This is a genomic window from Candidatus Poribacteria bacterium (genome assembly GCA_021295755.1).
Classification (GTDB): domain Bacteria; phylum Poribacteria; class WGA-4E; order WGA-4E; family PCPOR2b; genus PCPOR2b.
Window position 1 is genome coordinate 41,192 of record JAGWBT010000033.1, and the last position, 12,275, is coordinate 53,466.

The following is a 12,275-nucleotide window of genomic DNA, read 5'->3' on the forward strand; positions in this document are numbered from 1 at the left end:
TGCCAACAGGTTTCTGACGTGCTCATTCACAGTGTCTAAGTGATTCTAAAATCTACCATAAAAGAGGGGGATATGCTCAGTCACTCTGAAATAGAATCATTCCTTCAAGACGGCTATGTTATCCGCAGAGACGTATTATCTCAAACGGATATCGAAACATATCGCGCCGCTGTCGATTCCATCCTGCACAAATGCCGCGTCGAAAAGGCACATCAATACTTGCGCTACGTCAACGGCGAACAAGATGACATCTGGGGCGTAAACCACATCTTTCATCCAAGCATCAGAGAAGCAGCCCTCGTCGAATCGCTTGCACATCCCCAGATTTTGGACGTAATCGAAAGCCTAATTGGGACGCGGTTGCGCTATCATCTGTGCACACTGTTGGTCAGTCCGGAACGCAAGCCATATCATATCAACTGGCATCGGGATTCAACAAGAGATGGCGAGGTGCCTCGCGAACAACTGATAGCAAAACTCAAGGGCGGCGTCCAACTGAATGGCGCGTTATACGATGATGAAACCCTCACCATCGTCCCGGGCAGCCACCGACGGGAATTCACCGACACCGAACGACATATCCTACGGAATTCGCCCAAAACTGACATGCCCAACCAAATGGCTGTCCAACTAAAGGCGGGTGATATTGTTTTCTACAACTCCAGCCTGATCCACAAAGGATATAACCGGTCAGGGGCAATCCGCCAGACACTACATTACGCACTTGTGGCTGCACCGCCCGAAGGCGAACCGCCCAACCCGGATAGCCCTACGAGTCAGGAGTGGTTAAACGATCCAGCGTTCCTTGAAAGTCTCAACCCGCGAATCAAACCGCTTTTTGATAACTGGTTAAAATACGGATAACAGAGGAGGGGTTTATGGCAACACATAATTTTGAACCAACTGTTTACCACGTTGCAATCGGGGCACACGAACCGGTGCTCCATATCGACAGCGGCGATACTGTCATCACAACAACCGTTGACGCCGGTGGCGTTGATGCCGCCGGAGAGACGGTCACTGAAGGTGGTAATCCGCAGACGGGACCGTTTTATATTAATGGTGCAGCACCGGGGGATACGCTTGCTGTCCACTTTGATCGCTTAGTTCCCAATCGGAAGATGGGTAGAACCTCAACGGTAATTGCCCCGCACGTTCTAGACGCACAGTATGTAGCGTCCGATCTGCCGGAGAATGGTCGCGGAGACTGGGAGATCGATCTGGACAAATGGACAGCGACCCTCGTCTCACCGGAAACAAGCCTCGGTAGGCTTACGTTGCCGTTAGAGCCGATGGCGGGATGTTTTGGTGTTGCCCCACCGCGCAAACAGGCAATCTCCACAGCGACCTCTTCAACACACGGTGGGAACATGGACTACCGCGGTTTTTGTGAAGGTGTTACCGTCTATCTTCCTGTCTTTGTGGATGGTGCGCTGTTTCACATCGGGGATGGACATGCTGTACAAGGTGACGGTGAGATTGTCGGAACCGGGATTGAGATCTCGTTTGACGTGCAGTTTACAGTCAACGTAATTAAAGGCAAAGAGATCGGTTGGCCCCGCGCGGAAAACGACGACTACATCCTAACGGCTGGAAATGCACGCCCCTTGGATCAGTGTGTGCAGCACGCCACGACGGAAATGGTTCGTTGGCTTAACGAACTCGGCTTGGAGGGCAACGCACCCCATATCCTACTCGGTCAGTGTGTGGAGTACGATATGGGCAACGTCTATGACCCAGCGTATACGATGGTCTGCAAGGTGAAAAAGAGCATCTTGCGGGATATTGGTTTAACCCTGAACCCGCTGATCTGAAGATAGAAGCTGTGAAACGGAGTTGCAATTGCTTTCACGGTACGGGAATACCCAGTTGCCGACAGATTCGTCTTGCTGTGTAATCAGGAATCTCCCTATGACGAGGCACCGAGGTCCGACGATTCATAGTCGGGTTTTCCCCAAATCGAATGGTCACCACCCTCACGCACAAACTGGCATCCATGCCAACGCAGATGTTTGAGAAGGTCTCTTCGTTTCATGGAACAGCGTCCTGCGGAACCAAGGTCACACGAGATGTAGACTGAAGCAAGAGGTAAATTGGTTCTTCTAAATCCGCCTCCGGATCTGTACAAGTTGGATCAGGTTGTGGAAGGGACTCGCCATGTAATAAGTTTGTCTCTGCCATATCAACCAAGGCACTTGCTAACAGTCGTCGTGCTTCTTCTATATCTTTACCACAAGTGATGACACCCGGAAAATCAAGCACTTCCGCATGAACACCTTCATCTAGTAACTTGTACATCGCTTTGTAAGTCAACATAATCTATCTCTATTCATTAAATGGGATTGTTGAATTATTAGTCGAATCTAGAATAGCGTCAGCTTGGGGGACTCAGGGGCTTCTGATAGTTTACGCTTCGCCTCAGCAATATCATCAATCAGAACTTGTCGGGCACGCGTATACGTTTCACCTTCTTGCCTCAATACGAATGCAGGATTATAGGTCGCCAATACAAATGGGGCATAAAGTGTATCTGTGAACCATTGACCTCGTTCCTCGGTCATGCGAAAACCTTTGTGGATGAGGGTATTGGCGGCAGGGCTTCCCATACATAAAATAACCGACGGGCTAATCAACGTCAGTTCCCCGTCGAGCCATTTTGAGCACGCCTTAATCTCCCCGGCTTTCGGCGGACGGTTTCTTGTGGTGCCTCCCTCTCGGACAGCAGCGCGACATCTGAGGACATTCGTTATCCAGATTTCATCACGGTCTAAGTCGTTCGCATGAAGCACCTCGTCGAGCAGAACTCCTGACGGGCCCGAAAATGGAACTAGCGTGTGTTCATCCGTCGCCGATGGACCTTCAGCGACAATAACAAGTTTGGAGGTAGGATCGCCGTTACCGAAGACAACGTTCAACCGGGTTTCCGCCAATCCGCAATCGGTGCAGACGACCGCTTGTGCTTTCAGCGCTTCCATTTTTTCAAAAACTTCGGTCATTTCCATCCCTCCTCAAACAGATGTAGGACGCATGATAACACAGGGAATCAAAAGTTGTCAATTTCTATACCCGGAGGCACTTGTGTAAGGAGGTTGCCAGTCTGGCTGCCCCTGTGGGAAAATAACTCAAACCACCAATCCGGCGAAACTTCCTATTGACAAAAACACTCCAGATGTGTATCCTATAAAGGACGCTACAACTGTTTAAGGAGAAAACTGTGGAGACGTGGGATACAAAACCGAGTTTTATTCGGTCAGATCTTCCATTGATTGACTGTGACATTCATAATCGTGTACCATCGTTGGGAACCCTTTACCCATACCTACCGGACTTTTGGGTTGAGTACTGCAGCACCTCCGGATTTGGAGGACCTGAAATGGGGGACTACCCAGGGGGCGCACCGACATCAGCACTTCCAGATACGAAGCCTGAAGATGGACCGCCGGGATCAGACTTAGAGTTGCTGCGAGAGCAGACGCTCGACTTCTGGGAAGCGGACTACGGCATCCTGAACTGCGCGTATTGGGTGCAAACCGTTCATAATGAATATCTGGCAGCGGCACTCGCTACCGCGGCCAACGACTGGCAGGTCGAACATTGGCTTGACCCGGAGCCGCGTTTGCGCGCCTCGTTGGTTGTTTCGAGTCAGAATCCACTAACAGCAGTGCAAGAGATTGAACGCATGGGCGATCATCCCGGATTTGTGCAGGTACTGTTGCCGGTGCGCTCACTGATGCCTTATGGTAAGCGACACTATGATCCAATTTTCGAGGCTGCTGTCCGCCATAACCTTGTCGTTGGTATCCATTACGGTGGGGCGGCGGGCATCCCTCCAAGTCCGAGTGGTTGGTTTTCGACCTACTTGGAGGAATACGCTGGCGCGGGCCAGATTTTCCAAGCCCAAGTCATCAGTTTGGTCACGGAAGGCACGTTCGATCGATTTCCAGATCTGCGAGTGACCTTAATCGAAGGCGGCTTTACGTGGCTACCGTCGGTCATGTGGCGGATTGATAAGGAATGGAGAGGACTGCGCCACATTACACCGTGGATTAAACGACTGCCGTCGGACTATATGCGAGAACACCTCCGTTTTACGCTTCAACCAATGGACGCACCGCCGGATCCCAAGCAGTTTCTTCGGATGATTGGTCAGCTTGATTCGGACGATATGCTCATGTTTTCAACCGACTACCCACACTGGCAATTTGATTCCCCGGAGGAGGCTTTGCCGATGGGATTGCCGGAATCACTGATGAAGAAGATTCTAGCGGAAAATGCACGAGAGTTTTATCAACTGTAAAATGTATCAGGATTACCTTGTAAATCCTGTTCCAGCCCATTTGGGGTGAGCGCATCTAAACTTGTTTAGCTAGCGAACCCCCAACTTGATCCTGAAAATCCAGAAATTCACGTTCAATAAGGAGGAAACGTAGATGAAAAGCACACGGGAAAAAGTTCCTGTCATTGACACCGATATTCACAACAACCTCGCATCGCCGGAATCGCTGCATCCATACCTCTCTGAACGCTGGCGCAAGCATCAGGGGATGATAGGTGGACGCGGTCACGCAGGGTCCAACTATCCGCGCGGGATGCCCCATGCAGCTCGGCACGACGCTTGGCCCCCATCCGGGCTTTCACCGGGCGCAGATCTTGCTTTTATGCAGGAGCAATTGCTCGACGCCTGGGACTTTGAATACGGGGTTCTGAATCCATTGATGGGCGGCAGCGGACTCAATCTGGAGTACGTCGCAGCGATCGCACGGGCGATTAACGATTGGCAGGTCGAAGAGTGGACTACACCCGAACCACGCCTGAAGGCATCAATTGTCGTTCCCTATGAAGATGGAGAATTGGCAGCGGAGGAAATCCATCGGCGCGGTGAAGATCCGAACTTTGTCCAAGTGCTATTGATTGCGCGCACGGACGAACCGTTGGGACGGCGGAAGTATTGGAAGATATATGAAGCCGCAACGCAGTATGATCTCCCGATCGGCATCCACTTCGGTGGTGTCGGCGCGGGTCCAATCACCGGCGCAGGTGCGCCCTCCTACTACATTGAGGACCACGGCGGTATGCCACAGGCGTTCCAGACACAGGTGATTAGCCTTGTTTGTGAAGGTGTTTTTGAACGGTTTCCCACACTCAAGTTTGTCTTGATTGAAGGGGGCTTTGCTTGGTTCCCGCCGTTGATGTGGCGGCTCGATCAGAATTGGAAGAAACTGAAAGAGGAAGTTCCCGATCTGAAAAAGTTGCCGTCAGAGTATATGAAGGAGCATTTCTGGCTCAGTTCGCAGCCGGTGGAAGAACCTCCCAAACGGGAGTATTTCGACCTGTTGCTTGAGCAGCTCAACGCACGCGAAAAATTGATGTTCGCAACCGATTATCCGCATTGGGACTTCGATGCGCCCGATCGTGCCTTCCCGACGAGTCTTGCGCCGGACGTAAGGCGGCGGATCATGGCGGATAATGCACGCGAGTTGTATAAATTGTAGAAGTCTACAAATCAACAAATCGTTCAGGGGTTCGGTTCATGGGGGTTTCATTCATGATGCCTGAACCCCTGATCTTTATTACTACATTTCATACAATACAATAGAATCCTATGGCAAAACATGTAGTTGCAACCGTAGACGAAATTCCGCCGGGTGAACGCAAAATCGTCGAACTTGAAGGACGATCACTCGGCGTTTTTAATATTAATGGCGAGTTTTATGCCGTGCGGAATATCTGTCCCCATCAGGGCGCACCCCTATGCGAGGGACGTCTGACAGGGCTTCTTCAGTCCGATGTACCCGGTGAATACACATACACCCGCAAAGGCGAAATTTTGCGATGCGTCTGGCACGGTTGGGAGTTTGATATCAAAACGGGACAGTCGTGGTGGAACCCAGCGCAGAAGCGTGTCAGAAAGTACCCGGTGGAGGTAGAGGACGGGGCGACGGTGGCGTCAGGGCTGCAAAAGGGACCGTACACCGCCGAGACCTATTCCGTAACCGTCGATCAGCAGTATGTGGTCATTGACATACCCGAATAACGGACGTGAATCCAACCTTTCCCGCTGTAAAATATCAGTGACTCCCCGAAGCAAATCTGTTATACACCCTTTAGAACACGATGGCTATTTTTCGGTTGAACATAGAAAATGACAATCTACACAGCGCTGAACCCATCGTCGCGAAAGAAACTAACATCGAGCTTGAAAAGCATATCGAGAGTTGGCTAGAAAACAGCCCGTGGGCACTTGTCGAAGGAGAATCCATCCTCTGGATTGGTAGACAAACGAGCGTCAATGTCGAAGAAAGTACTATCTTCCTTGACCTACTTGGTATTGATTTTGAAAGAAACCTTGTTATTGTCAAACTGAAAAGGGGCAAGGCTCCAAGGAACGTTGTCGCACAATTGCTTGAATACGCGGAATGGGCAGAAAAACTTTCAGATGAGCAGATCTGTGAGATAGCAGAAACTTACTTCCAGACCGCGAAAAAAGAGACAACCCTTCAAAAAGTTTTCAGTGAAGTATTTGAAAACGAAATGCTAGCCTTGAATAGGAGGCTACGTTTATTCATTGTAGCAGAAGAGATACCAGCCTCGGTATCGCGCGTTTGTAGATTCCTCCGAACCTCCCATGGCATGGACATCAACTGTCTAGTTGTTTCAACATTCCAAACGGAATCGGGAGAAGTGCTTGTCAACACGGAAGCAAAGATTGGACAGGAAGACGTCGTCGTACCCAAATCTGCAAGGCAGCTTGCGCGATGGTCGGGCGACAAGCCGGTTAAGGAAGTAGTGTTGGACGCAGTGCGGGAAATAACGAAAGGAAATACAGACACTAATTTTTCACCCAAACAAGTTTCCACACACCTCTTGGAAAAGTATCCCAACTTCAAGGTAAGTAATGTCGGAGTTGAACTTGCTGCGGGATGCCCCAATCTTCTGTCACATCATCATCATTTTGTCAAGCATAAATACTATTGGCGGGTAAGACCTGGAATTTATCGTCTATATGACCCTGAAAGAGATAAGGTAGAAACGTGATAAGTAGGCTAACTAATCGTCTCAGTTGACAGCGAGAACTGTGGTTTTGATAATGGCGGCTGCTGAACTAAAGCATTAGATGAAAACCCAATCAAAAAGAGATAAACCTGCATGGCAAAGGTTGATAAACTAAAGGAAGAAATTGGCTGGTTAAAAATTATATTCGCCATTCTGATTGCCACGGACATTTCACTGGTCGCTTGGGGAATTCAGAACTACGGAAAAACTAGGGTACTTCTGCTTATAATTGGTGCAGTAGGGGTATTTCTGTTTACATCTGTAATCATTTGGATCAATAGAGTTGCATATCGAAAGATTAATGAATTGGAGGAATTGTGATGGAATGGCTTGCAGTTGTTATGTTTATAGTGTTTATCCTCGGTATGTGTATAGTAGCACGAGATGCCATAAAAAACGCCAACAAACGTTAACACAGGGCCTACGGAGTTGATATAAAATATCGTCTCCGTTCCGGGAATCGAGGACCTGTAAGGGCGAAACCAGGAAACTCAGGAGGCTAAAAATGGGGGTAATTAAATCACATATTGAAATCACACCGGGTGTTTGCGGTGGCAAACCTCGCATTGCTGGACACCGCATTCGGGTGCAAGACATCGTGATAATGCACGATAGAATGGGCAAGGACCCATACGAGATTGCTAATCACTACCCTTTAATTACATTAGCCGATGTTTATGCCGCACTGGTCTATTATATGGACAACATGGAAGAAATTCGCAGGGACATTACGGAGGCAGAGAAATTAGAGGATGAGATGCGTACCAAGACCCCTTCTCTACTGATGCAGAAGCTCAAGGAACGCACTCAAAAAGATGCCTCAAGCGATTAAATTCCACCTTGATGAGAATGTGAATCCGGCCATTGCAAAGGGGCTCCGGATTCGCGGCGTCAATGTAACAACCACACAAGAGGTTGGACTCATAGAGGCAGACGATTAGGAACAAATCGAATTTGCGAAAGCTGAGGGACGGGTCGTTTTTACGCACGACGATGATTTTCTTCGTATTCAGATTGATCACACCGGGATTGTCTATTGTGGACAAGGCAGACGCACTATTGGAGAGATTATCCAGTGGCTCATCTTGATATGGGAAACTCTTGACCCGGAAGACATGGAAAATCAGATGGAATTTATCTAAACCGCACACATCAAACTTAAAGATTTACTGTAGTTGCCTGATTCATCGGGCGTTGGGAGTTGTGTTGTGAGGCAATGAATCGCCGAACTACAAGGCTTTGAGCGTTCAAGTCCAAAGGAACCCAGGTATGTCAAAACTAAATATCGCGCTGGTCGGTGCAGGCAGACGCGGTGGGGGTGCACACCTCCCTGTCATTGCCAAACTGAAAGATGTCTACAACCTCGTCGCAATTTGTGATATAGACCAAGCGGTCGCTCAACAATACGCCGAGCAATATGGTGCGAACCCCTATACCAGCGTCCGAGATCTGGTGGCACATGAAAAACTAGATGCAGTGGATATCACCGTGCCCGGAATCGCACATCACGCCATCGCCTGTTTTATGGCAGATGCCGGCGTGAACATCATCGTCGAGACACCAATCGCCGTGACATTGCCGATGACAGATCTCATGATCGAAACGGCGCAGAGAAACAACGTCAAACTAGAAGTGGCAGAAAACTACTACCGTGCACCACGAGAACGTTTTCTATCCGCTGTGATTGATTCGGGCGTGATAGGCGAGGTGGGGCGAATCTACCGAATCTTCTACGAAGGCGGCTACCACGGCATGAGTATGCTTCGGCTGCGTGCGAACGGAGAGCCGAAGTCTATCCTCGGTATCGCCCAATCCACGCCAGTCATCCCAATCATCGATCGCATGAAACGTCACCACACAAGTGATAACTGGACATTCGGCTTCCTAGAGTTTGACAATAACGCAACTGCTCTGATGGTCTATTCCAACGTCATTCATGCCCGTTCACTGGGACGTGGGCAGGGCGGTATTTCGCAGATTGACGGTAGCAAAGGAACTATTGTCGGCGAGGAGATCCACGTTGTACCGCCCGAAGATTTGGAGAACGGCGCGAAAAGTATCGGTTATCAGCCGAAGCGTACGACAATTGATGTAGATGGAACTGAGGTGATAGAGAAGATTGAACTAGAACTTCCAGACCAACTGATTACATGGGAAAACCCACTAAGGGACTACCCACTCACCGAAGGACAGGTCCCGGTCGCCGATGAATTGTTGAGCCTCGCGAATGCAATTATCCATGACACCGAGCCGGAGTACGGCGCACAACTCGGACGGCAAGATCAGGAGATGAATATCGCCATGAGTGAATCCGCCAAACAGAGTCGAGCTACTTTGACCTTCCCGTTGACCGATCTCACCGAAACCGAGCGCGACATACACGACAACTATGAAGGACAGCATGGTCATCCGATCGATGATGTCGAAGCTGGCATTGACCTCTTCTTCCCGCGTCAATGATACTCCGCTGCTACTAAAGAGTTGAAACGCGCTTCATCCCACTCAGCCCCCCACCCCGGCACATCTGGCGGAGATATGCGCCCATCCGAGACCAACGGCGCATTCAGCAGCCCCCACTCCTGCCCCTGCTGACGATTGCCATCGGAAGCAGCAGAAAAGGACTCGTAGAAATCCGTGTTATCGATACAGCAGCCTAAGTGTGCATGGAGGAGTCCAAACAACCCACCCTGACCGTTGAGTTCTACATTCGTCCCATACAGTTCCGCAAAGTGAGCTAACTTCAGAACCTGAGTTGTACCGTGCCGGGCATTGACACGGAGTCGATCTGTTGCGCCGTGGATAAGCCACTGCGAGGACAATCCGATGTCGTGCATCAACATCTCCGTCGCCATCACCGGAATCGTTAGCTCTCGACACAGTTCTTGGTAGAGATTCATCTTCTGCTCGTGGAACGGCTCCTCCAACCAGACAAAGTCCAATTCCTCCATGACATGCCCCACCTCAATCGCTTCGCGCAAGGTATAAGAACAGACTGGATCGTGAAGCAGCACATAGTCAGGTCCGACAGCCTCCCGCACCTCACGTAAAATTGGGATATCCGCTTTGCCGCCCTTGTAGGAATGGAATTTGTAGGCGTTAATCCCTATTTCCCGTCCTGTCTCAATGGCTTGCAGATAGTCCGCCACCGTGCCATCCCCACCCGTCAGGTAGACAGGAAATTGCTCCCGCACCCGACCTACCAAGGCATAGACCGGGAGATCTGCGACCTTGCCAGCAATGTCCCAGAGGCAGTTGTCAAAGTCCCCAAACCAACCGGGAGGCTGGTAAACCCAGCGCGTTCCCTTGTGCAGCATCTGGTATAGTTTTTCCCGATCTAGTGGGTCCTCCCCTAACACCTGCGCCCGCAAAATCGCTGCCTGTGCAGGAGACATCGTGGTGGTACACCTGCCTGTGATACCGGCATCGGTTTCCACCTGAATAAAGGTCTGTTGTGCCGGCTGATCGCTCGGTAGCCCTTTGTGGGTGTACTGAATGCGGCGCAAATTCGGAACTTGCACCAATTTATGTCCACTGCCCTTGCGTTCCGGATGCTCAAGGATGTAGAGTTTTACAGCTGTGATTTTCATAGCATTTCTCCGTCAAATCATCTCATGGAGGCTTCATTACAAAGAATGGTGTAAAACAGAGTAAGACGTCCGGATAGTGTAGCCGATTGCCCAATTCGGATCAAGATCAAAAACCGAGACTTGAGCACAAATAGGCTATTTTCCACTTGACGTGCTCATCAATTTCTGCGAAGATAGAATAATATTCAAAATCCCTGTTGATAAAATATAACGAGACTTGCCTGAAAGGATTAGAGATACGCCTATTTGGGGCGAAATTCCGTCTACTGTATCATCACCATTTAGGAGGAGTAGTTATGAAAACTGAATTTCACGGTATATTTCCTGCGATCATTACGCCGATGACGCCGGAGGGAAAGTTAAATGAAGTGGCTTTTCGCAAAGTCATCGAATTCAACATCCAAGCGGGCGTCCACGGCTTCTGGGTAGCCGGAGGTACTGGAGAAAGCGTTCTGTTAGACGATGAAGAGAACAATCGGATCGCGGAGGTTATTGCAGACCAATCCAACGGCAGAATAAAGAACATCATGCACGTCGGCGCGCCAACAACCGCACGGGCTGCCAAGATGGCAGAACATGCCGCCAAGGCTGGTGTTGAATCAATCTGCTGTGTGCCACCCTTCTTCTATGGGCGCGACGATGCGGAGATTGTCGAGCACTACCGCATTGTCGCAGCTGCGGCTGATCTACCCCTGTTTGTTTATAACTTACCCGGTGCCACCGGCGTTGAAATCACCCCTGCCTTGATGCGGAAAATTCAGGAAGGAGTACCACAGTTGGCTGGACTGAAGCATTCTGCGGTGACATTCGGTAATGTCCGCGCTTTCGCCAAGATGGGACTCTTCTGCTTAATCGGAAACAGCCGATTAATGCTACCTGCCCTGACGATTGGTGCCACAGGCTGCGTAGATGGTCCACCAAACATGGCGCCCGAACTTTGGGTAGAGATTTGGAACGCCTACCAAGCTGGAGATTTGGATCGAGCGGAAGCTGCCCAAGACAGGGCTTGTGATGCGGCAGACAGAGTCATGGCGTGCGGTGGTGGGTTTCATGCTCTCCTCAAGGCAACCCTCAGTGAACGGCTTGGGATCGATTGTGGTCATCCCAGACCTCCCGGATCTCCCCTGACCGTCGAACAACAGACAGCATTGAGGAAATGTGTCGCCGAACTTGGGTTGACCAACGTCACCGTTTCTTAACGAGATTTGTCCCTGCATATGGAATAGTAGAACCCGCGGCCACTTGGTTCTTTGTTCTGCGATTCCCGACAGTATCAAGGACAGGTTGCCGCGGACGAAGTATTGAGATTTGGCAGCACGGCTCTATCCTCCCCATTAAGACCTACTTAACAGGAGAGAAACGATGAAGGTCAATCCACAACAATTGCAAGATGATGGTTATATCATCCTGCGGGAGGTTATGACGATGTACGCGCCAGTTTTGAAGTGCTTGTTGAACGTCAAAAGGAGATATGGGCACAGGAAGGCAATCCAAGTGGGTGGGAAACCGGTGCGCAACCGCGACTGGTACACTTCGAGAACCTCATCGACGAAGAAACCGCCAACACTGTTGAGAGTTGGATGCACGAAAACACCCTAGGCGTGGGCAGCCAACTGTTGAGCGTCCCCGAACAAA

General features: G+C 50.1%; 14 protein-coding genes and 2 pseudogenes. 12 read left to right on the forward strand and 4 right to left on the reverse strand.

All coding sequences use genetic code 11. The annotated features are described in order from the left end of the window. The first annotated feature begins 72 nt into the window (after positions 1-72). The gene (locus J4G02_06600; protein ID MCE2394248.1) at positions 73-864 is read left to right on the forward strand and encodes a phytanoyl-CoA dioxygenase family protein; all 792 of its coding nucleotides are present in this window, start codon (positions 73-75) and stop codon (positions 862-864) included. A 14-nt stretch (positions 865-878) separates the two neighbouring features. Next, positions 879-1,814, forward strand: coding sequence for an acetamidase/formamidase family protein (locus J4G02_06605; protein ID MCE2394249.1), 936 nt, complete (start codon positions 879-881; stop codon positions 1,812-1,814). A gap of 34 nt (positions 1,815-1,848) precedes the next feature. On the opposite strand, the pseudogene J4G02_06610 reads toward J4G02_06605, so the two are convergent. The 3 genes and pseudogenes from J4G02_06610 to J4G02_06620 form a co-directional block, all read right to left on the reverse strand. Continuing rightward, positions 1,849-2,035: pseudogene (locus tag J4G02_06610) on the reverse strand (type II toxin-antitoxin system HicA family toxin). Further along, complete coding sequence (locus J4G02_06615) at positions 2,032-2,316, reverse strand: type II toxin-antitoxin system HicB family antitoxin (GenBank protein ID MCE2394250.1); 285 nt, start codon at positions 2,314-2,316, stop codon at positions 2,032-2,034. Before J4G02_06615 ends, J4G02_06610 begins: the two are co-directional and overlap by 4 nt. A gap of 47 nt (positions 2,317-2,363) precedes the next feature. Next, positions 2,364-2,996 (reverse strand): uracil-DNA glycosylase, encoded by a 633-nt coding sequence (locus J4G02_06620; protein ID MCE2394251.1) that lies wholly within the window; start codon positions 2,994-2,996, stop codon positions 2,364-2,366. 218 nt (positions 2,997-3,214) lie between these two features. On the opposite strand from J4G02_06620, the gene J4G02_06625 reads away from it, so the two are divergent. The 8 genes and pseudogenes from J4G02_06625 to J4G02_06660 all read left to right on the forward strand — a co-directional run bounded on the left by J4G02_06625 (position 3,215) and on the right by J4G02_06660 (position 9,513). Beyond that, entirely contained in the window at positions 3,215-4,297 is a 1,083-nt protein-coding gene (locus J4G02_06625; protein MCE2394252.1) for an amidohydrolase, read from the forward strand. A gap of 133 nt (positions 4,298-4,430) precedes the next feature. Further along, positions 4,431-5,492, forward strand: coding sequence for an amidohydrolase (locus J4G02_06630; protein ID MCE2394253.1), 1,062 nt, complete (start codon positions 4,431-4,433; stop codon positions 5,490-5,492). 110 nt (positions 5,493-5,602) lie between these two features. Beyond that, the gene (locus J4G02_06635; GenBank protein MCE2394254.1) at positions 5,603-6,034 is read left to right on the forward strand and encodes a Rieske 2Fe-2S domain-containing protein; all 432 of its coding nucleotides are present in this window, start codon (positions 5,603-5,605) and stop codon (positions 6,032-6,034) included. Positions 6,035-6,129: 95 nt separating this feature from the next. Continuing rightward, positions 6,130-7,035, forward strand: a complete 906-nt coding sequence (locus J4G02_06640; GenBank protein MCE2394255.1) for a hypothetical protein — start codon at positions 6,130-6,132, stop codon at positions 7,033-7,035. Positions 7,036-7,146: 111 nt separating this feature from the next. Continuing rightward, the gene (locus tag J4G02_06645) at positions 7,147-7,374 is read left to right on the forward strand and encodes a hypothetical protein (GenBank protein MCE2394256.1); all 228 of its coding nucleotides are present in this window, start codon (positions 7,147-7,149) and stop codon (positions 7,372-7,374) included. Positions 7,375-7,558: 184 nt separating this feature from the next. After that, the gene (locus J4G02_06650; GenBank protein ID MCE2394257.1) at positions 7,559-7,885 is read left to right on the forward strand and encodes a DUF433 domain-containing protein; all 327 of its coding nucleotides are present in this window, start codon (positions 7,559-7,561) and stop codon (positions 7,883-7,885) included. Further along, a pseudogene (locus tag J4G02_06655) lies at positions 7,869-8,195 on the forward strand (DUF5615 family PIN-like protein). Before J4G02_06650 ends, J4G02_06655 begins: the two are co-directional and overlap by 17 nt. Positions 8,196-8,322: 127 nt before the next feature. Continuing rightward, on the forward strand, positions 8,323-9,513 hold the full coding sequence (locus tag J4G02_06660; protein MCE2394258.1) for a Gfo/Idh/MocA family oxidoreductase: 1,191 nt from the start codon (positions 8,323-8,325) through the stop codon (positions 9,511-9,513). On the opposite strand, the gene J4G02_06665 is transcribed toward J4G02_06660, so the two are convergent. Then, positions 9,507-10,640 (reverse strand): hypothetical protein, encoded by a 1,134-nt coding sequence (locus tag J4G02_06665; protein ID MCE2394259.1) that lies wholly within the window; start codon positions 10,638-10,640, stop codon positions 9,507-9,509. The two genes, J4G02_06660 and J4G02_06665, sit on opposite strands and share 7 nt — an antisense overlap. A gap of 296 nt (positions 10,641-10,936) precedes the next feature. Between J4G02_06665 and J4G02_06670 the strand changes: the two genes are divergently transcribed. Together J4G02_06670 and J4G02_06675 are read left to right on the forward strand one after the other, a co-directional pair. Then, a complete protein-coding gene (locus J4G02_06670; protein ID MCE2394260.1) occupies positions 10,937-11,839 on the forward strand; it encodes a dihydrodipicolinate synthase family protein in 903 nt (300 codons plus the stop codon). 246 nt (positions 11,840-12,085) lie between these two features. Continuing rightward, on the forward strand, positions 12,086-12,275 hold a 190-nt coding region (locus J4G02_06675), incomplete at its 3' end, for a hypothetical protein (GenBank protein MCE2394261.1).

Bases quoted from the DNA above. Each gene is read 5' to 3' on its own strand.
- J4G02_06660 (MCE2394258.1), top strand. From the start codon at position 8,323: ATGTCAAAACTAAATATCGCGCTGGTCGGTGCAGGCAGACGCGGTGGG.
- J4G02_06635 (MCE2394254.1), top strand. From the start codon at position 5,603: ATGGCAAAACATGTAGTTGCAACCGTAGACGAAATTCCGCCGGGTGAA.
- J4G02_06615 (MCE2394250.1), bottom strand. From the start codon at position 2,316: ATGTTGACTTACAAAGCGATGTACAAGTTACTAGATGAAGGTGTTCAT.
- J4G02_06645 (MCE2394256.1), top strand. From the start codon at position 7,147: ATGGCAAAGGTTGATAAACTAAAGGAAGAAATTGGCTGGTTAAAAATT.
- J4G02_06630 (MCE2394253.1), top strand. From the start codon at position 4,431: ATGAAAAGCACACGGGAAAAAGTTCCTGTCATTGACACCGATATTCAC.
- J4G02_06600 (MCE2394248.1), top strand. From the start codon at position 73: ATGCTCAGTCACTCTGAAATAGAATCATTCCTTCAAGACGGCTATGTT.
- J4G02_06620 (MCE2394251.1), bottom strand. From the start codon at position 2,996: ATGACCGAAGTTTTTGAAAAAATGGAAGCGCTGAAAGCACAAGCGGTC.
- J4G02_06665 (MCE2394259.1), bottom strand. From the start codon at position 10,640: ATGAAAATCACAGCTGTAAAACTCTACATCCTTGAGCATCCGGAACGC.
- J4G02_06605 (MCE2394249.1), top strand. From the start codon at position 879: ATGGCAACACATAATTTTGAACCAACTGTTTACCACGTTGCAATCGGG.
- J4G02_06650 (MCE2394257.1), top strand. From the start codon at position 7,559: ATGGGGGTAATTAAATCACATATTGAAATCACACCGGGTGTTTGCGGT.
- J4G02_06670 (MCE2394260.1), top strand. From the start codon at position 10,937: ATGAAAACTGAATTTCACGGTATATTTCCTGCGATCATTACGCCGATG.